The organism is Enterococcus sp. AZ141, assembly GCF_051714385.1.
GTDB lineage: Bacteria > Bacillota > Bacilli > Lactobacillales > Enterococcaceae > Enterococcus_D > Enterococcus_D entomosocium.
Genome location: NZ_JBIORT010000001.1, coordinates 891,991 through 913,369, shown reverse-complemented (window position 1 = coordinate 913,369; position 21,379 = coordinate 891,991). Strand labels below are relative to the sequence as shown.

The following is a 21,379-nucleotide window of genomic DNA, read 5'->3' as shown; positions in this document are numbered from 1 at the left end:
ACAGGTACAAAATCTTCTTATGACAAATCAGGCAATTATCGGTATACTTAAGAAAGGGGTATCATCAAACAGAAAGAAGGGAAACAATTGGATCATAAACAACTAAAAGAATTCCCCAACGATTTCTTATGGGGTTCAGCATCAGCAGCCTATCAAGTAGAGGGCGCATGGCAAGAAGACGGCAAAGGCGCTTCAGTTTGGGACGATTTTGTCCGCATTCCAGGCAAAACCTTTAAAGCAACGAACGGAGATGTCGCGGTCGACCATTACCACCGCTTCAAAGAAGATGTTGCCTTGATGAAAGAACAAGGATTGAAAACCTATCGTTTTTCCATTGCATGGACACGGATTTTTCCAGAAGGACGAGGAGAAGTCAATCAAGCAGGATTAGACTTTTATTTAGCATTGATCGATGAGCTGATTAAAGCAGGGATCGAACCAATGGTGACCTTGTACCATTGGGATCTGCCACGTACGTTGCAAGAAGAATATGGCGGCTGGGAATCTCGCAAAATCATTGAAGATTTCACCAACTATGCGGCGGTATTGTTTGAAGCCTTTCGCGGCAAAGTTCACTATTGGGTCAGCTTGAATGAACAAAATATCTTTACTTCTTTAGGCTATCTTTTAGCTGCCCATCCACCAGGAGTGACCGATCCTAAACGGATGTATGAAGTCAATCATATCGCTAATTTGGCAAATGCGTCGGTGATCAACAAGTTCCATGAGATGAAAATCCCAGGGAAAATCGGACCAAGTTTCGCCTATTCACCAAACTACCCAATCAACAGCGACCCGAAAAATATTTTGGCAGCTGAAAACGCCGAAGACTTGATGGCGCATTATTGGTTAGACGTCTATCTATGGGGCGAATACCCGATTGCTGCAATGAATTACTTGAACGAGCAAGGGATCGCACCAACGATCGAACCAGGAGATATGGACTTGCTGCGTTCAGCAAAACCAGATTTCTTAGGGGTCAACTATTACCAAACAGCAACGAATGCCTACAATCCATTAGATGGTGTCGGTGCCGGTAAAATGAACACCACTGGGAAAAAAGGTAGCTCCGAAGAAACCGGGACACCAGGAATGTTCAAAAAAGCTGAAAATCCATTTGTGGAACGGACGAATTGGGATTGGGAGATCGATCCTCAAGGGCTGCGGATCGCTTTACGCCGAATCACTAGCCGTTATCGGGTGCCTGTGATCATTACGGAAAACGGACTTGGTGAATACGATAAACTAACAGACGATCACCAAATCCATGACCAATACCGCATCGATTATTTAGCAGGGCATGTCCATGCCATCAAAGAAGCGATCAGCGACGGCGCGGAAGTTCTTGGCTATTGCACCTGGTCCTTCACTGATTTGCTAAGCTGGTTGAACGGCTACCAAAAACGCTATGGCTTTGTCTATGTCGACCAAGATGAAACCCAAGAAGGGTCACTGGCACGCTACAAGAAAGACAGCTTCTACTGGTACCAAGAGCTGATCAAAACCAACGGGCAAGAGTGCTAGCCTCCTAAAGCCAATACCTGAATAAGCGAAACGACCCCTGCAACGGCAGTGATCGTTTCTTAGAAAAAAGTACGTTCCACCTGTAGCGACCGCCCAAAGGTAGACCAAAAGTCTCGCTTTTTGGGCCGCTTCAAAGGAGAACGTCCTTTTTTTGAGTATTATCGTTGACAAGTGTAAACGATAATTGTAAAGTAGAAGAAGATTACAACTGTAAACATAAAAGGTGAATGGGTTTGCATAGCAAGCAAGGAGGAAGGAAACAATGATCGAAAAGAATTATGGGGTAAAAGGGATGACCTGTGCGTCTTGTTCCCAGACAGTCGAAAAAACAGTCAGCAAGCTGGCGGGGGTCGACCAAGCAGCTGTCAATTTGGCTACTGAAAAATTACATATTCGTTATGATGAGCAGCAGCTCACCGAAGAAACACTCGCTGAGGCCATCAAAGCAGCGGGCTATCAACTGATCGGCTCTCAAAGACAAGAGACCTTTGCCATCTCGGGCATGACCTGTGCGTCTTGTGCCCAAACAGTAGAAAAAGCTGTCCAAAAATTAGCGGGTGTGGAGCAAGCCTCCGTCAATCTGGCGACAGAAAAACTGACGGTCAGCTATCAACAAGACCAAGTGTCCGCCGCGAAGATCGCAGCTGCCGTGAAAGAGGCGGGCTATGACGCACAGCTGCCGACCGCTTCTGCCGACAAGGCGGATTCAAAACAGGCAGAGATTCGTGCTTTATGGCAACGGTTTTGGCTTTCGGCGCTCTTTACGATCCCCTTGTTCTATTTGACGATGGGGGAAATGATCGGTTTGCCGATCCCTGGCTTTTTAGATCCAATGGCCTATCCAGTCAATTTCGTTACCACTCAATTGATTTTAGTCTTACCGGTGATGGTCCTCGGTCGCGCCTTTTACATTGCTGGTTTCAAAGCGCTTTGGAAAGGCCATCCTAACATGGATTCCCTCGTCGCATTGGGAACCAGTGCTGCCTTCTTTTATAGTATTTATGGGACCGTGATGGTCTACCTGGGCACGACCCACTATGCGATGCACTTGTACTATGAAACGGCCGCCGTTATTTTGGCATTAGTGACCTTAGGAAAATACCTTGAGTCGGTCTCAAAGGGCAAAACCTCCGAAGCCATCAAGAAGTTGTTGGATCTCGCACCGAAAAAAGCCCGTGTGCTTCGCGGCAGCGGGAATCAAGCCGAAGAAGTCGAAGTGGGTATTGAAGAAGTCGCAGCCGGCGATATCTTAGTCGTACGACCTGGTGAAAAGATTCCTGTGGATGGGATCGTTACCCAAGGACGCTCTGCCATCGATGAATCAATGATCACCGGAGAAAGCTTACCTATCGAAAAACAAGTCGGTGATCGGGTGATCGGCGCCAGCATCAACAAAAACGGCTCCTTTCAATATGAAGCCACCAATGTGGGAGAAGATTCAACGTTAGCGCAAATCATTCAGTTAGTAGAAAATGCCCAAGGCTCCAAAGCGCCGATTGCCCGCATGGCTGACAAAGTTTCGGGTGTGTTTGTCCCGATCGTCATGGTCTTGGCGGTTTTTGCAGGACTTGCCTGGTTTTTCTTAGGACAAGAAACCTGGATCTTCTCATTGACCATTACGATCTCTGTATTAGTGATTGCCTGTCCGTGTGCCTTAGGATTAGCGACACCGACCGCCATCATGGTGGGTGCGGGCAAAGGGGCAGAAAATGGCGTCTTGATCAAAAGCGGCGATGCGTTAGAAACAGCTAGAAACGTGACGACGATCGTCTTTGATAAAACCGGCACGATCACAGAAGGCAAACCAGTCGTAACCGATCTCCTGCCTGCAGGTAATCACACGCCGACGGAATTGCTGCAGCTGGCGGCTTCTGTTGAAAAAGGCTCAGAACATCCATTAGGCGAAGCCATTGTGATCGAAGCCCGCACGCAAGCTCTCGCCCTACAAGAAGTTGACGGGTTTGAAGCGATCCCAGGGCATGGGATTCAAGGAACGATCGCTGGCAGTCCAGTCCTATTAGGCAACCAGAAATGGTTGGAAAAACAAAACGTTGCCATCGATGGCCTGATCGAGCAAGCCCAACAATTGGCTCACGAAGGGAAAACACCGATGTATGTTGCCAAAGATGGCGAAGCGATCGGGATCATCGCTGTGGCAGATACTATCAAAGAAAGCAGTCGAAAAGCCATTGAACGGTTGCATCAAATGGGCTTGTACGTAGCAATGATCACGGGCGACAATGCCCGAACGGCCCAAGCCATCGCCAAACAAGTCGGTATCGATGAAGTGATCAGTGACGTCTTGCCAGAAGATAAAGCCGCCAAAGTAGCTGGCCTGCAAGCCAAAGGCCAAAAGGTTGCGATGGTAGGTGACGGGATCAATGATGCGCCCGCGTTAGCCCAAGCCGATGTAGGGATCGCGATCGGCTCTGGTACCGATGTCGCCATCGAATCGGCAGACATCGTACTGATGCGCAGCGATCTGATGGACGTCCCATCAGCGATCGAGTTAAGTCGGGCAACCATCAAAAACATCAAAGAAAATCTTTTCTGGGCTTTTGCTTATAACGTCTTAGGCATCCCTGTCGCAATGGGTGTGCTGCATCTTTTCGGTGGTCCCTTGCTCAATCCAATGATCGCTGGGGCGGCCATGAGCTTCAGCTCGGTATCCGTTTTATTAAATGCCTTGCGGCTGAAACGATTCCAACCCTCAGCGAAAAAATAAACGAAGCAACGAATGCACCAACAAAAAGACCTGCCCACGGTTTTCTTCCATAAGAAACCGTGGGCAGGTCTTTTTAGTGCTGGACATCTAAATAAGAGTAGGCCCGCACGTCATAACGGTTGCGACTACGGGAAAATTCGATGGGTGAGCCATTTTTCTGATAGACGATCTGTTCGATCTCTAAGACCGGATCATCGGCTTTACAGTCCAAATACTGTTGATCGTACGCGGTACTTTTATCAGCGGCGATGGTGCGGTAGGCGCCAGCAAACTGGACCCCTAGTTCCTCTTTGACATAACGGTAGATAGAACTTTCTAAATGGCCACGAGTTAAATTGGGCACTAAATGGACGGGCATATAGGTATATTCTAAAATAAACGGTTGGTCTTCAAGGATCCGCAAGCGGACAATACTATAGATCGGCTGTTCTTCCGTTAACATCAACTTTTCTTGGATCGTTTGGTCAGGAAATTCGACTTGAAAATCGATGACCTGACTGACTAGCTTGCGGCCAGCTTTGCCCATTTCCGTTGACAAGCCTTCATAGACCGTTAAAGCAGTGGTGTCTTTTTTTAAGAATGGGTGGTTCAATATTTTTGTTCCAGCGCCCCGCTGAGAATAAACCAGTCCTTCCATGGCTAAAATACCGATGGCTTTTTTGACGGTCATCCGGCTGACTCCGAATTCCTCGACTAAATCAGTTTGATTCGGCAGTAAGCTGTCAGGCGGATACGTTTTGTTTTTGATACGTGTGCGTAAAATATTGGCAATTTCTTGGTATTTTGGCATCTGATCACCTCGCAAGAAGTATAGCTGAAAAAAGCGGTTTCGACAATCAAACCTTGGTTTTTTTATAAAAAGAACGGCTGACTGAAAAAATTCAGCCAGCCGTTGCGCTTAATCGATCGATGGTTCTGCTTGACGATCTAACACACGTAAGAATGGATACCAGATCAAGCCGACGATCACCACGTCAATGACTTGCAGCAAACCACCTAACCAAGAGTTGGTTGCTAAGACACCACTGAAGACCACTGGAACGGTCCAAGGAACAGAAACACCAGTTGGTGCAGGAACAAGTCCAGCCGCCATCACTAAGTAGTTGAAGGTCGTTACCACAAGAGGTGCCACGACCCAAGGAATCAGGATCGTCGCATTCAAGACGATCGGCATACCGAAGATGGCTGGTTCGTTAACGTTAAAGATCCCTGGTGCTAAAGCCAAACGACCCACATCGCGGTATTGTTTTTTCTTCAATACGAAAGCCATCAAGATAACAACGGCTAACGTCATACCAGAACCGCCTAATCCAACAGTAAAGGTTTCCATAAATGGTTTTGTGACGATATGCGGCAGTGCATCCCCATTTTGATACGCTTCTAAGTTGTCTAACATCAATGTATTCCAAATCGGGTCCATCACAGAGTTGACGATGATTTGACCATGTAGACCGAAGAACCAAAGGAATTGAACAAAGAACAAAGCCAATAGAGTTGCTGGCAAGCTGCTGCCTAGTCCAGTCAATGGTTTTTGGATCAATTCATAAACCAGGTCATGCAAGTTGGCATTGAAGACACCCGTCATGATGGCATTGATCACTAAGAATACCGTTAAGGTGATAATTGCTGGAATCAAAGCGGCAAAAGATTTAGAAACTGCTGGTGGTACCCCATCAGGCATTTTGATCTGCCAGCCGCGTTTTGTGATGCGGCAATAGATTTCAGCTGCCAAAAATGCTGCGATCATCCCGATAAACATCCCTTTTGCGCCAAGACGATCAAGAGACAGCACACCGGAGATCGTTTCGCCAGATTCAGTAGTCATAAAGAAAGGAGTCAAGATCAAAAAGCTGGCAAACGAAACGGCACCACCAAAAATCCCTTCCACATCATATGATTTTGATAAATAATAGCCAATACCGAAAGTAACGAAAACAGTCATGATACTCATTGTTGCATTTTGCCCATTGCCAAACAGTGTTCCTAATGTTCCTTTAGTGGCATCACTGAAGAAGGGCAGGTTGTTTAAAACGACCACGATCGATCCAAACATAGTGATTGGGAACGAAAGCATAAACGCGTCCCGCAAGACGGTCAGGTAGCGATTTTGTCCTAAGGCATTCGCCAAGGGCAAAATCTTTTCAGATAACTTGTCCATAAAACCATTCATTATTATTTCACTCCTTAAATTTCTTTTTGCAATCGATTACATTGATAATGTATCATGTTTTATTTTAAATGTCTATACATTTATTTTAAAAAAGATTGATTTTTGTAACTGCTTCCTTTATGATTAGGGCAGCAAAGAAAAAATGAGGAGTGAATGAAGATGGATTATCAATTTCCAGCAGGCTTTTGGTGGGGGTCAGCCGCTAGTGGCCCACAAACAGAAGGTGTATTTGAAGGCGATGGCAAAGGGGCAAGCATCTGGGATTACTGGTATCAGCAAGAACCAGAGAAATTTTTCAATGGGGTAGGTCCTGAAAAAACCTCGCAAGTCTACACACGCTATCAAGAAGATATTCAACTCATGAAAGAAACCGGCCATACGACGTTTCGGACGTCGATCCAATGGAGTCGTCTTTTCCCGCAAGGCAAAGGAGAAGTCAATCAAAAAGCCGTTGATTTTTACAATGCCTACATTGATGAGTTGATCGCCAACGGGATCGAACCTTTCATGAATTTATACCACTTCGATATGCCAATGGCGCTGCAAGAAAAAGGCGGCTGGTTGAACCGAGAGACCGTGGATGCCTATGTCGCGTTTGCGCAAACCTGCTTTACGTTATTTGGTGATCGTGTCAAGAAATGGTTCACTCATAATGAACCGATCGTCCCTGTTGAAGGCGGCTATCTTTACCAATTCCATTATCCGAATGAGATCAACATGAAACATGCAGTCCAAGTTGGGTTCCACGAAACGTTGGCGAGTGCTAAAGCCATCAAAGTCTACCATGAGATGAACCTTGGTGGGGAGATCGGCATTATTTTGAATTTGACGCCAAGCTATCCAAGAGATGAGAACGATCCAGAGGATGTCAAAGCAGCGCAAATCGCAGATGCCTTCTTTAATCGCTCTTTCTTAGACCCTGCGGTCAAAGGCACGTTCCCAGAAGAATTAGTGACCATCGTCAAGGAATTAGATATGGTACCAGCGATGGAAGCTGATGATTTACAAACGATTCGCGAAAATACGATCGACTTGTTGGGGATCAATTATTACCAACCTCGTCGTATCATGAAGAAAGAATCACCGATCGATCAAGCGAAAAGTCCAATGCCAGATGATTACTTTGATAACTATGATATGCCGAACAAGAAAATGAACCCGTATCGTGGATGGGAAATCTATGAAAAAGGGATCTATGATATTTTGACAAACACGCGAGAAAACTATGGCAATATCAAGTGCTACATTTCTGAAAATGGCATGGGTGTCGAAGGAGAAGAACGTTTCGTCAATGCTGATGGCGTGATCGAAGATGATTACCGCATCGAGTTTGTCTCTGACCACCTAAAGTACGTCCACCAAGCGATCCAAGAAGGAACCAATTGTGTTGGCTACCATATGTGGACCTGCATGGACAACTGGTCATGGACCAATGCTTACAAGAACCGTTACGGATTTATCTCCGTTGACTTAGCAAATGATGCTAAACGAACGGTGAAAAAATCAGGTCGTTGGTTTAAAGAAGTTTCAGATAATAACGGCTTTTAATAACAATGAAAAAAGCAATGCTGTAGGAATCAGCATTGCTTTTTTTGTGTAAAATCGCGGATTTTTTCTGGCTAATTTCAAAGGGGGGGGTCTATTAAAAAACCACCTGTTTTTGCAAATGATAAGCTGGGTTAAATAAAAGCACAGTTTTGATAAAGAAAAGACTAGACATGGAAACGTTCTCGTGGTATTCTTTAGTAGAAATCGGTTTCATTATTTTGTTTAGGGTTTGAAAGGAGAAAAAACAATGGATAAATTTATTGGATTTATGGAGAAGCACTTTATTCCGATCGCTTCTAAAATAGGCTCTCAAAGACATCTAGTGGCCATTCGTGACGGATTTATCGTAACGATGCCGTTGATGATCTTAGGCTCTTTTGGGGTATTGATCAACAACTTACCAATCCCTGCCTATATTGATTTTATGAATGGCATTTTTGGTGAAGGAACATGGCAAGCCTTTGGGAACAACTTGTCAGCAGGTACTTTTTCAATACTTGGTCTGTTAATCGCTTTCACAGTAGCGTATAATTTAGCTAAAAGCTACAATCAAGACGCATTAGGTGCTGGGGCGATCTCAGTTGCAAGTTTCTTCGCATTAGGTGCAATGGCGACAGGCCCAGATGGTTTGTTAACAGCTGCCGGACTTGGTTCTCAAGGATTATTTTTAGCATTAATCGTATCGATCATTTCTACTGAGATCTTCCGTCGTCTAGCTGGCAACCCACGCTTAGTCATCAACATGCCTGATGGCGTACCACCAGCAGTTTCACGTTCATTTGCTGCATTATTCCCAGCAATGATCACCGTATCGATCTTTGCTTTGTTTACAGCAATTTTCCAAGCATTTGGTGTGACAAGTATCGTATTGTCCTTCTATGAATTGGTGCAACAACCATTCATGGGCTTGGCAAACTCTTATCCAGCTGCTTTGCTATTAGGTTTTATCTCTGCATTCTTATGGTTCTTTGGTTTACATGGTGCCAACATCATCGACCCGTTCATGCAAACGATCAATGTGCCAGCGATCGAAGCAAACGCACGAGCATTAGAAGCAGGAACAGATTTGCCTTATATCGTCAACAAACCATTCTTTGATTCTTTCGTGAACATCGGCGGAACAGGTGCGACACTAGGTCTTTTGATTGCGATCTTTTTAGTTGCTCGTCATCATAAAGCGTATATGACTGTCGCAAAACTATCCGTTGCACCAGGTGTGTTCATGATCAATGAACCAGTGATGTTTGGGTTACCAGTTGTCTTGAACCCAATCTTGTTCATCCCATATGTGTTGACCCCACTTGTTTTAGTAACGACTGCTTATTTTGCAACCGCAACTGGCTTAGTTCCTGCAAGTACCGTCATCGCACCATGGACGACGCCACCAATCATCGGCGGTATTTTGTCGACACAAAGTATTGCTGGCGGAATCTTGGCAGCTGTTAACTTGATCTTGTCAATCGTTATCTACTTGCCGTTCGTGAAAATGGCGCAAATTCAAGAAACACGCCGTTTAAAAAATGCGTAATGTCTGATCGAGTCGATTAGAAACAAGCGCCAAACGTAATAGACCTTATCCGGCCGCGATCAGAGTGCAATACCCCTTATCACACTGCTTCATTGGAAGGTGCAGTGGTGTGATGACACTCTTTTCGTTTGGCCGGTTCTTTTATCGTTTTTCAATCAATACAATACAACACACGTTTTGGAGGTGGCAAAATGCCCAAATATATGGAGATCGCAGATGTTCTGCGTAAAAGAATCAAGGACGGAACTTATCCGAAAGACAGTCTTTTACCTTATCAAACAGAGTTAGTGGAAGAGTTTGGCGTCAGCCGAATGACGATTAAAAATGCGGTGAATATCCTGATTATGGAAGGCTTGCTGCTGACAAAGCGCGGCTTAGGGACCAAAGTTTTGAATCATTCCTTTTGGGGCAAAGATACCTCATCGGTGACAGAATACAAAGGCCTGAGCTATCAGATGAAACAAGAAAAACGGACATTGACTAGCCAAGTCATCACCTTTGAAGTCTGTTTTCCTACAACAAGAATTCAAGAGATGCTTCAGATCACTGCCGAACAACCAATCTATCATGTGATCCGTTTGCGGATCTTAGAAGGCAATCCATACATACTCGAGCATTCCTATATGCCGTTGGATCTGGTCAGCGGTTTGACGAAAGAAATCTTGGAAGAATCCGTCTATGACTATCTACTGCAAGATTTAGGCTACAAATTTGCTGGTGCTTATCGGACCTTTCAGGCTGCCAAAAGCGATGAATACGATCAAACCTATTTAGCGTGCCAAGCAGATGACCCAGTATTGGAATTAGAACAGATCATCTATTTAGAATCGGGACGTCCAGTGGACTATTCCTGCAGCCGCAATCGGTATGATGTTCGTGGCTATTCCATGTTAGACATGAAGCCTGATCTGTTACAGCACCGCAAAAAGTAACGGCTTACAAAATGCTTCTTCAATGAAAAAACGCTTCATAGCTACTGTTGGCTATGAAGCGTTTTTGTTTTGACTTAAGAAGTGGGTTGATTTTGATCGCCTAGTTTGGCTAAGATAGTTTCCGCAACGGCTTTGGGGATGCCAGCTTGCTGGATCTCTTCCACGGAAGCTGCTTGGATGTTTTTTAACGACTTGAAGGTTTTCATCAGCTGTTGCTTGCGTTTTGGTCCTAAGCCAGGAATTTCATCCAGTTTGGAAGAAAAGCTGTTTTTACTGCGCAATTGGCGATGGAAGGTGATCGCAAAACGATGGACCTCATCTTGGATCCGTTGCAGCAAAAAGAATTCCACAGAATTGCGTTCCAGCTGGATCGGATCTAAAAACTCCCCGAAAATCAACTCGCTGGTTTTGTGTTTGTTGTTCTTCACTAAACCGGCAACGGGAATATCTAAACCTAGCTGGTTATACAGCACTTCTTGGGCAGCACCGACTTGGGCTTTCCCACCATCGATGATGATCAGATCAGGAAAAGGCAGGTTTTCTTTTAGGACACGAGAGTATCGGCGATAGATGACTTCTTGCATAGAGCCATAATCGTCGCCGCCTTGTGCGGTACGGATCTTATATTTCCGATAATCATCTTTAAACGGCTTCCCGTCGACAAAAACCACCATTGCAGACACCGGGTCGGTCCCCATGATGTGGGAGTTATCGAAGGCTTCGATCCGATAAGGTGTCGCGATCCCCATGGCTTCGCCTAGACGATCCACTGCACCGATCGTCCGTTCTTCAGTACGCTCGATCAACGCAAATTTTTGTGCTAAAGCAATGCGGGCATTTTTATTGGCCAAATCGACCAATTTCTTTTTGTCGCCTCGTTGGGGCTGCAGGACTTTGGTTTCCAGCAGCGCTTCTAATGGGGCAGCATCGACATTTTGCGGAACAAAGACTTCTTTGGGAATGAAGTGTTCATTCTTTTGGTAAAACTGGCCGACGAAGGTCAAGAAATCCTCATCCGCTTCATTGTAGAAAGGAAACAAAGAGACTTCTCGTTCGATCAGCTTTCCTTGACGGATAAAAAAGACTTGGACACACATCCAGCCTTTGTCGACACTGTAGCCAAAGACATCACGGTCCATCAGATCTGTCAGAGTCATTTTTTGTCGCGTCATGACGGTATCGATTGCTTGGATCTGATCCCGCAGCTCAGCCGCTCGTTCAAACTCTAACGTTTCAATGGCTTCGCCCATCTTCTCTTTCAGGTCTTTCAAAATATCGACGTGACCGCCGTGGAAAAAGTGTTTGACTTGATCAACGATCTTCTGATAATCCTTGGGATCTACATTGTTGACATAAGGACAGACGCATTGACCCAAATGATAATAAAGACAAGGCCGCTTTTGAGAAGGACCGCATTTTCGTAAAGGAAAGAGACGATCCAGCACCCGTTTGGTTTCATTGGCTGCTCGTGCATCAGGATAGGGGCCAAAATATAAAGCTCCGTCTTTTAAAACTTTACGAGTGATGATCAGACGCGGATAGCGCTCTTTGGTCACTTTAATAAAAGGATACGACTTGTCGTCCTTTAGCATGATATTGTATTTCGGTTTGTTTTTTTGAATCAAATTGATTTCCAGCAATAAGGCTTCCGTATTTGATTCGGTAACGACGTACTCAAAATCATTGATTTCTTGAACAAGCCGTTCGGTTTTCGTATCGTGACTGCCGGTAAAGTACGAACGGACACGATTTTTTAAAATTTTGGCTTTCCCAACATAGATGATTTTGTTATTTTTATCTTTCATTAAATAACAACCGGGTTGATCGGGAAGCAGCGCTAATTTGTTCTTGATTTGTTCGTTCATTTCAAGATCCTTTCTTACTGGTTTGCTCACGAACTGCAAAAGTAGTCAAAGGGCGGTCTAAGTTTCCCTCAAAAAGGGGAACGTTAGAGCCCATAGCCAGTACTCCTCATTTTAGCACAAATTTCTTAAGAAACAATCAATCGGACCAGATCGGCAGCGAGGAAGCGTAATCGTAAGAAAAGGTTAAGAAATCCCACGAGGCGGTGGTTCCCCCAAAAAATCAGTTTGTTTTTATACGCTTGCCACCTGTGAGGGATCGTTTTGCGACCACTCCTGAATGAAGGTCCGCAATCCCTCAATGGCTGGTTCTGTGACTACTTTGCGCTGGATGAGGTAAAATTGGCGCTCAAAGTTTTTATCCAGCAGTTGATAGCCAATGCCGTGGGCGGCTCGCTTGGAAAGGATCGAACAGCCGAAGCCTTGTTTCAGCAAAGCGACGATCAATTCATTGCTGGCGATCTCGATGATCGGTCCTTGAATGTTCTGTTCCTCCAGATAGCGCTTAGTGTAATAGTAGACACCAGAACTCGCTTCTCGGACGAGCCAAGGACCGGTTTGGGGATCGCCAGCTAAGACGAGCTGATCTTTCAAAATCGGAAAACGCAAAATACTCGGTGCGGATAAGGGTTTTTCAATGATCCCTAAATCCAGTTGATGTTGTTCAAGCGCTGTTAAGACTTCAGCGGAGTTCATCATCGATACCCGGAAACGCACCGTGGGAAAGGCGTTGTATAAAGCAATCATCAAGTCAGGCATCAAGGCCATCGCATAGGTATGAGAGATGCCTAGGGCACAGTGGCTTTGATGCTGTGTGTTGGTATGGATCTCGCTGGCGATCGTCGACCACTCATCCAATAAATTCAGTGCCTTTTCGTAAAGGTACTCTGCTTGGGGCGTGGCGATCACGTTTTTGCGACCATTGCGTAAAAAAAGCGGTGTATCCAGGTCTTGTTCCAACTGCTTGATTTGAGCAGAAACCGTGGGCTGCGAAATAAATAGCAATTCGGCAGCTTTCGAAAAATTTTTCGTTTCATAGACCATCTTAAAGGTCTCCAATAATTTTAACATTGCAATCCCTTCCATTAGAAAATTCAATCATAACTATTATACCAATAAATCCTACTGATCGGTCAATCTGTGTATAATGGATGTTATATGAAAGGATGAAAGCAATGAAGCAACGACAAACAGCTTTGATACTTCCCGGTTTGTTCCTGTCCTTTTCGGTAGCCGTCATCGCCCGAATCATGGCTTTGGCTGTGCCAAAATTAGGGGGAGCAACCCTTGCTATTTTATTAGGAATCATTTTAGGAAATACACTGTTCAAGCAAGAACGCTATCAAGTCGGGACGAAGGTTGCGGAAAGTCGTCTCCTAGAATATTCGGTGGTTTTGCTGGGCTTTACCGTCACTTTCCAGACTATCAGTGAAATGGGTCTTCGGGGCTTTCTCTTTATTTTGCTGATGATGAGCTTGGTCATTACCGCTGCTTATTTGATAGGGAAAAAATTGGGCTTTAATCAAAAGATGAGCCTGATGATGGCAGGCGGCAATGCTGTCTGCGGGTCCTCTGCGATTGCGGCGATCGCACCAGCCATTGATGCCGATGATGAAGAAAAAGGGCAGATCATCACCTTGGTCAATCTTTTAGGAACGGTGATGATGCTGACGCTGCCGTTTTTAGGCTTGGCCTTATACGGCGATGATCTATTGCAAAAAAGTGCCTTACTTGGCGGCACACTGCAATCCGTCGGGCAAGTCGTGGCGGGGGCTAGTTTGATTGATGCCGACACCGTCAAATACGCGATGCTCTTTAAAATCGCGCGCATCATCATGTTGGCAGTCGTCGTCATTGTTTTTGAACGAATGACGACAAAGACCCCCACCAAAACCAAAGGCAAAGGTAAGCTACGGCTGCCAATCCCTTGGTATGTGTTGGGCTTCTTGACCATCTGTATCTTGAACAGCTTCTTGCCGCTGCCTAGCTGGTTGAATGAGGGGGCTCATTTTATCAGTACGTGGTTTGAAACAACGGCGTTGGCAGCCATCGGTTTGCGCCTGGATTTCCGCAAGTTTTTAAAAGAAGGACCGCGCTTTTTATTCTATGGTCTTTCCGTTGGAGCCGTCCAAACCGTGGGTGCTGTTGCGTTGATTTGGTTGCTGCGGCTCTGATTCACACGAGGCACATCCCATAAAGCACGTTTGAAGCGTACGATTGTTTAACGAAAAAAGCCACGACGGTTGATCGAAGGGCACGCTTTGCTGTTTCTGTTGGAAGAGGCAGCAAGGCGTGGCTTTTCAGATCAACTGTCGGGCTTTTTTTAGCGACAAAGATGGTTAGACGGGGACTTGGATGACTTGAACACCTTGTTGCTCAATCAAGTCGATGACTTTGGGATCAGAATAATGGTCGGTAATCAGCAGATCGATAGCCGCAATTGCGCCAATCGTAAAATTGGATTGCTTACCGATTTTGCGATAATCCGCGATAACGATCAACTTGCCAGAATTTTCGATGATTTTCGCATTGACTTTGGCTTCGTGGATCACTGAAGTGGAAATGCCAGTCTGTAAATCTAACCCACTACAACCAATGATCGTAACATCAGAACGAACATGAGAAAACGACTCCACGGCGATATCCCCTGACAAGGCCGCTTTAGGATAGCGTATTTCGCCGCCACTTAAAACGATCGTTGATTTTGGATGGTGTTCCATTTGGATCACACTTGTATTGTTCGTCAACAAACTGATTCGTTTGTCTGTGAGATGGCGCAACGTTTGAGCGGCGCTAGTACTCGTGTTGACGAAAAGGGTATCGCCATCTTTTACTTGGCGAGCCGCTTCTTTGGCCAGTCGATCTTTGATGTACTCGATCGAGTCGGTGGGATGCGCTTCATCTTCATAAGCTTCACAGTATTCGATTTTTCCGTGGGTTTGTTTGATCTGACCCATCTCACTCAGTACGGTACAGTCTCTGCGGATCGTCATCTCTGATACTCCCAACTGATGACTGAGGGTCTTCACATCAGAAAAACCAGATGTTTTTATCAGATCGATCAATTGTTTTCTCCTTTGCCTCACTTCTTCATTGGAACGTTTCACGATACTTCCTCCTTACATGCGCTTTATTCTATTCTTGTCTTTCATCGTTTATCCAGATTGCGATTGCCTTTGCATAGCAAAAACCTTCTCGCCTCCTTCTCGCAAGTTCAAGTGATGATCCCACACCACTTGTTGAGAAGCAACGATGTGTTTGTTGTTTCTTCTTTCGAACTCATTTTAACATATCACAGAAACATTACCATATATATTAAATAATCACATTTATTTCTCGGTAAATTAACATATAATAAGATAAATTAACATAAAACTTGATTGAAAGCGTTTTTCTATATGTTAGAATCAAGGTGTAAATAAGCAAGGGAGGATCAAAGATGGTACACGTAAATGATGTTTCGAAAGAGAGTTGGCTGTTAAATACGTTTCCAGAATGGGGAACCTATTTAAACGAGGAGATCGAAAGTGAACTTGTGAAAGAAGGCACAGTTTCCATGTGGTGGCTAGGCTGTACGGGTATTTGGTTAAAGAGTGCGGAAGGAACCAACATTTTATGCGACCTTTGGTGCGGCACTGGCAAGCGCAGCCATGGGAATGGGCAAATGAAAAAAGGCCATCAAATGATGCGGATGAGTGGTGTACAGGAAATGCAGCCTAACTTACGGACGCAGCCCTTTGTGATCGATCCATTTGAAATCAAAGGAGTGGATGCGTTAGTGGTGACCCATATTCATTCCGATCATTTAGACATCAATACCGCAGCTGCAGTCCATCAAAATTGTCCAGAAGCAAAATTCGTCGGTCCCCATGAAGTCGTTGCAACTTGGTTGAAATGGGGAATACCAGAAGAAAAAACCATCGTGGTCAAACCAGGGGATGAAGTGACCATTGGGCAGGTGAAAATCGTCGCTTTAGAAGCATTCGATCGAACCGCTCTGATTACTTGTGAAGATCCGGATACCAGCTTGAAAGGAAAAATGCCACAGGACATGGATCGTATCGCAGTCAATTACTTGTTTGAGACTTCCGGTGGGGCGATTTATCACGCTGGAGATTCTCATTATTCGAATGTATTTGCTAAACATGGGAATCAGTACAAGATCGATGTTTGCTTAGGTGCATATGGCGAAAACCCGCGGGGCATCACCGACAAGGTTACTTCAGTCGATATGTTGCGGATGGCCGAATCCCTCAATGCCAAAGTAGTGATACCTGTACACTATGATATCTGGTCCAATTTTATGGCTGATCCAAAGGAGATCACTGAGATTTGGAAGTTTAAAAAAGATCGTTTGAACTATGAGTTTAAACCGTATATTTGGCAAGTTGGCGGCAAATTTACCTACCCAACGAATAAAGATGATCTTGAATTTAATTTCTATCGCGGCTTCAAAGATGTGTTTTCGGTCGATAATGATACGCCATTCCCTTCTTTTTTATAAAAGAAGGGGGATGCTGCAAAAGCCAAATTTGAAAGGAGCAAAGGTAATGCTGCGTTATTTTTATGAAAATGAGTTGGTTGCGATCAATCATGAACAGCCCGAAGATTGGGAAGCCGCTATCTGGGCGAGTGGCGAAGGATTAAAGCAAAAGGCGTTGATCACGGATCAGTATATTGAAGATGTCATTCGGGATGTTCATCAATACGGTCCTTATATTGTGATCATTCCCAAAGTAGCCATGCCCCATTCTTCAGCAGAAAGCAAAGGTGTCTTAGGAACGGGGATCGGATTGACGATTTTTCCAGCCCCCGTTTCATTTCAAGATGATGACCCCGACAAAGAGGCGCAGTTGTTCTTTATGCTCGCTGCCAAAAACGCTGAAGCACATATGAACAATATCGCTAGTTTATCCGAAATGCTGATGGAAGAAGGGCTGGTGGAAGATTTACTAGGTGTAAAAACAATGGCAGATTTTGAAGCGGTGATGGAGAAATATGACCAAAAAGAAAGCAGGGATTAGATGGAAATGGTAGGAGATTTCTTATTGAGATGCTGGGATTACTTTGCTCAGAATATTTTGATGCAGCCAGCTTTTTTGATCGGTTTTATTGTACTGATTGGTTACTTACTATTGAAACGGCCGTTTGTTGAATGTGTTGCAGGTTTCTTAAAGGCCACCGTTGGTTACTTGATTTTGACGATTGGCTCTGGTGGATTGGTCAATAATTTCCGTCCGATCCTGGTGGGGCTTAAGGAGCGTTTTGAATTAGATGCGATGGTCACTGACCCGTATTTTGGTCAAAATGCGATCACCGCCGGCATTGAAGAACGATTTGGACGCACCTTTGGTGACACGATGCTCTTATTATTGATTGCCTTTGTTTTTAATATCTTACTCGTTCGCTTCAAAAAATATACGAAGCTGCGGGCCGTCTTCACTACTGGAAATGTGCAAGTACAGCAAGCCGCAACGGCCTTTTGGCTGCTGCTATTCTGTTTCCCAGACCTGGGTCGAATCGAAGTCTTACTTGTCATGGGCTTGATCTTAGGCTGCTATTGGGCGGTGGGGTCCAATTTGACCGTGGGCATCTGTCAAGATTTGACGGAAGGTGCTGGTTTTGCGATTGCCCATCAACAGATGTTTGGTGTTTACTTCTTTGCACGACTTGCGGAACGCTTCAAAAAGAACAAATCCAACCGCAAATTAGAAGATGTCGAACTACCGGGTTTTTTATCGGTCTTCAATGAAAATATGGTATCGACTTCGATTTTGATGCTCTTTTTCTTCGGTATCATTTTAGTAACGCTTGGACAAGATTATTTAATAACAGCAGGATTTATGGCAGAAGGACAAAGTTTCTTATTTTATATTTTACAAACTTCACTAATGTTTGCCGTCTATTTAGCAATTCTTCAATTAGGTGTCCGCACTTTCGTTTCTGAATTGACCGAGTCATTCCAAGGAATCTCGAATACGATTTTACCAGGTGCTGTTCCAGGGATCGATATCGCCGCAACCTTTGCCTTTGGGTCGCCAAATGCCGTGACGGTGGGCTTTTTATTCGGTGCATTAGGACAATTCTTAATGATTGCTTTACTGATTTTGTTCCGTTCACCAACGATCGTCATTGCTGGGTTTATCCCACTGTTCTTTGATAACGCAGCGATCGCCGTTTTTGCCAACAACCGCGGAGGCATCAAGGCGGCTTGTCTCTTCCCATTCTTATCAGGCATTATTCAGATCGGTGGTTCGGCATTGATCGCTACTTGGGTAGGATTGTCTCAATATGGCGGCTATCTTGGGATGTTCGACTGGGCGACCGTCTGGCCATTCTTTACAGTATTGATGAAATTCTTAGGCATCATTGGTGTGGTTCTTGTAGTGGTGATCTTATTAGTGATTCCACAGTTGCAGTACCGCAGAGATCCAGAAGGGTATTTCTTGATCGTAGATGATTATGATGCGTATGTAGAAAAACAAAAATAATGAATTCTTAGGAGGAAAAGAAGATGAGAGTATTGGTATCTTGTGCAAATGGATCAGGAACAAGTTTGATGATGATGCGGAGTGTCGAAAAAGCTTTGAAGTCAGAAGGGATCACGATCACCTCTATTCATCATTGCGCGATTTCTGAAGGCAAAAGCACCGCCAAGAATTACGATGTGGTCTTTACGCCAATGAACTTTGTCAATATGTTCGATAAAGCCAAAGAAAAGGGCGTAACAGTGATCGGAGTCAGAAATGTGATGTCCCCTAAAGAAATTATTGAGCGGGTCAGAGAAGCGGGTCTTTCGAAGGAGTAGTGCATCAGGACGTGACAAGAACAAAAAGATGATCGAACAAAAGAGAGGGGAATTTCATGAGTATACCAAAACTACAGATTGCTTGCGATCACTCCGATTTAGCTAGTGCACTGGCAGATATCAAAAAAGTCGGCGATGTGGTTGATATTATTGAAGCAGGGACTATTTTATTGTTGCAAGAAGGAGAACAGGTATTACGCTGTTTCCGAGCAATGTATCCGGAGAAGTTGATCGTAGCAGACACAAAATGTGCCGATGCCGGTGGGACGGTCGCCAAAAACTGCCAGCAAGCTGGCGCGGATTATATGACCGTGATTTGTGCAGCAACGATCCCAACAATGAAGGCAGCGGCAAAAGAAATTGCTGAGATCCAAGTAGAATTATATGGTGACTGGACCTACCAGCAAGCACAGCAGTGGCTAGATGCCGGCATCTCACAAGCCATCTATCATCAAAGTCGTGACGCATTGTTAGCTGGTGAAACATGGGGAGAAAAAGATTTAACGAAAGTCCGTAAATTGATCGATATGGGGTTTCGAGTGTCCGTCACGGGAGGATTGAGCGTCGAGACGTTGGCTCTGTTTGCCGGCATTGATGTGTATACCTTTATCACAGGACGAGGCATCACTGCCGCTGACGATCCGCAACAAGCAGCAGTTGATTTCAAGCAAGAGATTTTACGGATTTGGGGGTAGTTTTCTATGAGTTTGATCGGTCTATATGAAAAAGCAACACCCAAAGCCCTTTCTTGGCCGGAACGATTGCAGTTTGTCAAAGACCGAGGTTTCGACTTCATTGAAATGTCCATCGATGAATCCGATGAACGCTTGGCACGCCTAGAGTGGAACCAAGCACAGCGCAAAGAGATCGTCGAGGCAATCTATGACTCGGGGATCAAAATCTTGTCTTTATGTCTCAGTGGACATCGGCGGTTTCCCTTTGGTTCGATCGATGAAAAAAAGCGCAAGCACGCGATGCATCTGATGGAAAAAGCCATCGACTTGGCTTCAGATTTGGGTATTCGCTGCATCCAATTAGCCGGATACGATGTGTATTATGAGGAAAAAAGTCTTTGTAGCCGCGAATGGTTCATTGCCAATCTAAAAGAAGCCGTCGCCAGGGCGTCTGAAAAGGGGGTCGTTTTGTCACTAGAGATCATGGATGATCCGTTTCTGAATTCTATCTCAAAGTATTTACGGATCAAGGAGCAGATCCCTTCACCCTATCTACAAGTCTATCCAGATGTCGGGAACCTGTCGGCCTGGCCAGAAAATGATGTCGGTTATGAATTAGAAAAAGGCATTTGCGAGATTACCCAGATTCATTTGAAAGATACATTGGCGGTCTCAGATAAGTTTCGAGGAAAGTTTAAAGAAGTACCGTTTGGCACTGGGTGTGTTGATTTTGATGGCTGCTTACGCACGCTGAAGCGGTTGAATTATAACGGTTCTTTTGTCATCGAGATGTGGAGTGAGACGAGCGCTGACCCGATTGGGGAGATTGAACAAGCCAAAGCATTTTTATTACCAAAACTAAAGGAGGTCGGTTACCTTGATCAATCAGCTTCAATTGATGAAAGAGCGAGTTTATCAAGCCAATAAGAGACTGCCTGAGGAAGGGCTAGTAAAGCTGACTTGGGGAAATGTCAGTGAGATTGATCGAGATTTAGGGATTATCGTCATTAAACCAAGTGGTGTTGATTATCAGACGATGACGGTTGATTCAATGGTGGTTTGCGACTTAACGGGAACACCGAAAGAGGCGAAGACGTTGAAGCCTTCCTCGGATATCAAAACCCATGCGCTATTGTATAAGCACTTCGAAGGCGTCAAGGCGATCGTCCATACGCATTCGACAAATGCGGTAAAATGGGCGCAAGCACAGCGAGACATTCCTGCATATGGAACGACGCATGCGGATACTTTTTATGGTAGTGTCCCTTGTACACGACCATTACGGGCCTCTGAGGTAACGGCAGACTATGAAAAAGAAACCGGCAAAGTCATTGTCGAGACGTTTGAAAAGCGGGGATTAGATCCGCTTGCATGCCCAGCTGTCCTCACAGCGGGACACGGTCCCTTTACTTGGGGGCAATCTGCGGAACAAGCGGTCAGCAATAGTATTGTTTTAGAAGAGGTTGCAGAAATGGCACTAGGTACCGAAGCTTTGACCTTGGATCGAACACCGATCGCTGATTATTTGCTGGATAAACATTATTTCCGCAAGCATGGCGAACATGCTTATTATGGACAAGGATAACGGAAAAGCAGCCATTCCTAGCG

At 44.9% G+C, this 21,379-nt stretch carries 18 protein-coding genes; 13 read left to right on the top strand and 5 right to left on the bottom strand.

The annotated features are described in order from the left end of the window. Positions 1–87: 87 nt before the first annotated feature. Together IGI89_RS04230 and IGI89_RS04225 are read left to right on the top strand one after the other, a co-directional pair. Complete coding sequence (locus IGI89_RS04230; RefSeq protein WP_438735357.1) at positions 88–1,524, top strand: glycoside hydrolase family 1 protein; 1,437 nt, start codon at positions 88–90, stop codon at positions 1,522–1,524. A gap of 262 nt (positions 1,525–1,786) precedes the next feature. Continuing rightward, complete coding sequence (locus IGI89_RS04225) at positions 1,787–4,249, top strand: heavy metal translocating P-type ATPase (RefSeq protein WP_016619548.1); 2,463 nt, start codon at positions 1,787–1,789, stop codon at positions 4,247–4,249. 73 nt (positions 4,250–4,322) lie between these two features. On the opposite strand, the gene IGI89_RS04220 is transcribed toward IGI89_RS04225, so the two are convergent. Beyond that, positions 4,323–5,039: a GntR family transcriptional regulator gene (locus IGI89_RS04220; protein WP_005226669.1), complete on the bottom strand. Its 717-nt coding sequence runs from the start codon at positions 5,037–5,039 to the stop codon at positions 4,323–4,325. A 108-nt stretch (positions 5,040–5,147) separates the two neighbouring features. Continuing rightward, complete coding sequence (gene celB / locus IGI89_RS04215) at positions 5,148–6,419, bottom strand: PTS cellobiose transporter subunit IIC (protein ID WP_005226670.1); 1,272 nt, start codon at positions 6,417–6,419, stop codon at positions 5,148–5,150. Positions 6,420–6,578: 159 nt separating this feature from the next. On the opposite strand from celB, the gene IGI89_RS04210 reads away from it, so the two are divergent. From IGI89_RS04210 to IGI89_RS04200, 3 genes are all read left to right on the top strand, one after another. Next, complete coding sequence (locus tag IGI89_RS04210) at positions 6,579–7,967, top strand: glycoside hydrolase family 1 protein (RefSeq protein WP_371875328.1); 1,389 nt, start codon at positions 6,579–6,581, stop codon at positions 7,965–7,967. Between the two features lie 247 nt (positions 7,968–8,214). Beyond that, positions 8,215–9,495 carry a PTS sugar transporter subunit IIC gene (locus IGI89_RS04205; protein ID WP_005232725.1) on the top strand — a complete coding sequence of 427 codons (1,281 nt, stop codon included), beginning with the start codon at positions 8,215–8,217 and terminating at the stop codon, positions 9,493–9,495. Positions 9,496–9,686: 191 nt separating this feature from the next. Continuing rightward, on the top strand, positions 9,687–10,427 hold the full coding sequence (locus IGI89_RS04200; RefSeq protein ID WP_008376546.1) for a GntR family transcriptional regulator: 741 nt from the start codon (positions 9,687–9,689) through the stop codon (positions 10,425–10,427). Positions 10,428–10,501: 74 nt separating this feature from the next. Here IGI89_RS04200 and uvrC read toward each other — a convergent pair whose 3' ends face one another. After that, positions 10,502–12,292: an excinuclease ABC subunit UvrC gene (gene uvrC, locus IGI89_RS04195; RefSeq protein WP_005226686.1), complete on the bottom strand. Its 1,791-nt coding sequence runs from the start codon at positions 12,290–12,292 to the stop codon at positions 10,502–10,504. Positions 12,293–12,523: 231 nt separating this feature from the next. Then, entirely contained in the window at positions 12,524–13,375 is an 852-nt protein-coding gene (locus IGI89_RS04190; RefSeq protein ID WP_438735356.1) for a LysR substrate-binding domain-containing protein, read from the bottom strand. A gap of 65 nt (positions 13,376–13,440) precedes the next feature. On the opposite strand from IGI89_RS04190, the gene IGI89_RS04185 reads away from it, so the two are divergent. Further along, a complete protein-coding gene (locus IGI89_RS04185; RefSeq protein WP_005232718.1) occupies positions 13,441–14,463 on the top strand; it encodes a YeiH family protein in 1,023 nt (340 codons plus the stop codon). Positions 14,464–14,628: 165 nt separating this feature from the next. Here IGI89_RS04185 and IGI89_RS04180 read toward each other — a convergent pair whose 3' ends face one another. After that, positions 14,629–15,396, bottom strand: a complete 768-nt coding sequence (locus tag IGI89_RS04180; RefSeq protein ID WP_005232717.1) for a DeoR/GlpR family DNA-binding transcription regulator — start codon at positions 15,394–15,396, stop codon at positions 14,629–14,631. Between the two features lie 332 nt (positions 15,397–15,728). On the opposite strand from IGI89_RS04180, the gene ulaG reads away from it, so the two are divergent. Genes ulaG through araD form a run of 7 tightly spaced genes read left to right on the top strand, consistent with a single transcriptional unit; the run spans position 15,729 to position 21,356 of the window. After that, complete coding sequence (ulaG, locus tag IGI89_RS04175; protein WP_074934297.1) at positions 15,729–16,793, top strand: L-ascorbate 6-phosphate lactonase; 1,065 nt, start codon at positions 15,729–15,731, stop codon at positions 16,791–16,793. Positions 16,794–16,839: 46 nt separating this feature from the next. Continuing rightward, on the top strand, positions 16,840–17,313 hold the full coding sequence (locus IGI89_RS04170; RefSeq protein WP_010748562.1) for a PTS sugar transporter subunit IIA: 474 nt from the start codon (positions 16,840–16,842) through the stop codon (positions 17,311–17,313). Beyond that, on the top strand, positions 17,314–18,780 hold the full coding sequence (locus IGI89_RS04165; RefSeq protein WP_016609056.1) for a PTS ascorbate transporter subunit IIC: 1,467 nt from the start codon (positions 17,314–17,316) through the stop codon (positions 18,778–18,780). 23 nt (positions 18,781–18,803) lie between these two features. Further along, a complete protein-coding gene (locus tag IGI89_RS04160; RefSeq protein ID WP_008376531.1) occupies positions 18,804–19,097 on the top strand; it encodes a PTS sugar transporter subunit IIB in 294 nt (97 codons plus the stop codon). A 56-nt stretch (positions 19,098–19,153) separates the two neighbouring features. Continuing rightward, complete coding sequence (locus tag IGI89_RS04155; protein WP_008376529.1) at positions 19,154–19,792, top strand: 3-keto-L-gulonate-6-phosphate decarboxylase UlaD; 639 nt, start codon at positions 19,154–19,156, stop codon at positions 19,790–19,792. Between the two features lie 6 nt (positions 19,793–19,798). After that, positions 19,799–20,698 carry an L-ribulose-5-phosphate 3-epimerase gene (locus IGI89_RS04150; RefSeq protein WP_429961668.1) on the top strand — a complete coding sequence of 300 codons (900 nt, stop codon included), beginning with the start codon at positions 19,799–19,801 and terminating at the stop codon, positions 20,696–20,698. Further along, positions 20,670–21,356, top strand: coding sequence for an L-ribulose-5-phosphate 4-epimerase AraD (gene araD, locus IGI89_RS04145; protein WP_035006426.1), 687 nt, complete (start codon positions 20,670–20,672; stop codon positions 21,354–21,356). The genes IGI89_RS04150 and araD overlap by 29 nt, the downstream gene beginning before the upstream one ends. Positions 21,357–21,379: the final 23 nt, after the last annotated feature.

Excerpts from the sequence above, each read along its gene's own strand:
- IGI89_RS04190 (WP_438735356.1), bottom strand. The coding sequence starts at position 13,375 with ATGGAAGGGATTGCAATGTTAAAATTATTGGAGACCTTTAAGATGGTC.
- IGI89_RS04170 (WP_010748562.1), top strand. The coding sequence starts at position 16,840 with ATGCTGCGTTATTTTTATGAAAATGAGTTGGTTGCGATCAATCATGAA.
- IGI89_RS04160 (WP_008376531.1), top strand. The coding sequence starts at position 18,804 with ATGAGAGTATTGGTATCTTGTGCAAATGGATCAGGAACAAGTTTGATG.
- IGI89_RS04165 (WP_016609056.1), top strand. The coding sequence starts at position 17,314 with ATGGAAATGGTAGGAGATTTCTTATTGAGATGCTGGGATTACTTTGCT.
- ulaG (WP_074934297.1), top strand. The coding sequence starts at position 15,729 with ATGGTACACGTAAATGATGTTTCGAAAGAGAGTTGGCTGTTAAATACG.
- IGI89_RS04155 (WP_008376529.1), top strand. The coding sequence starts at position 19,154 with ATGAGTATACCAAAACTACAGATTGCTTGCGATCACTCCGATTTAGCT.
- IGI89_RS04225 (WP_016619548.1), top strand. The coding sequence starts at position 1,787 with ATGATCGAAAAGAATTATGGGGTAAAAGGGATGACCTGTGCGTCTTGT.
- IGI89_RS04150 (WP_429961668.1), top strand. The coding sequence starts at position 19,799 with ATGAGTTTGATCGGTCTATATGAAAAAGCAACACCCAAAGCCCTTTCT.
- IGI89_RS04220 (WP_005226669.1), bottom strand. The coding sequence starts at position 5,039 with ATGCCAAAATACCAAGAAATTGCCAATATTTTACGCACACGTATCAAA.
- IGI89_RS04205 (WP_005232725.1), top strand. The coding sequence starts at position 8,215 with ATGGATAAATTTATTGGATTTATGGAGAAGCACTTTATTCCGATCGCT.
- araD (WP_035006426.1), top strand. The coding sequence starts at position 20,670 with ATGAAAGAGCGAGTTTATCAAGCCAATAAGAGACTGCCTGAGGAAGGG.
- IGI89_RS04185 (WP_005232718.1), top strand. The coding sequence starts at position 13,441 with ATGTTATATGAAAGGATGAAAGCAATGAAGCAACGACAAACAGCTTTG.
- IGI89_RS04210 (WP_371875328.1), top strand. The coding sequence starts at position 6,579 with ATGGATTATCAATTTCCAGCAGGCTTTTGGTGGGGGTCAGCCGCTAGT.
- celB (WP_005226670.1), bottom strand. The coding sequence starts at position 6,419 with ATGAATGGTTTTATGGACAAGTTATCTGAAAAGATTTTGCCCTTGGCG.
- IGI89_RS04200 (WP_008376546.1), top strand. The coding sequence starts at position 9,687 with ATGCCCAAATATATGGAGATCGCAGATGTTCTGCGTAAAAGAATCAAG.
- uvrC (WP_005226686.1), bottom strand. The coding sequence starts at position 12,292 with ATGAACGAACAAATCAAGAACAAATTAGCGCTGCTTCCCGATCAACCC.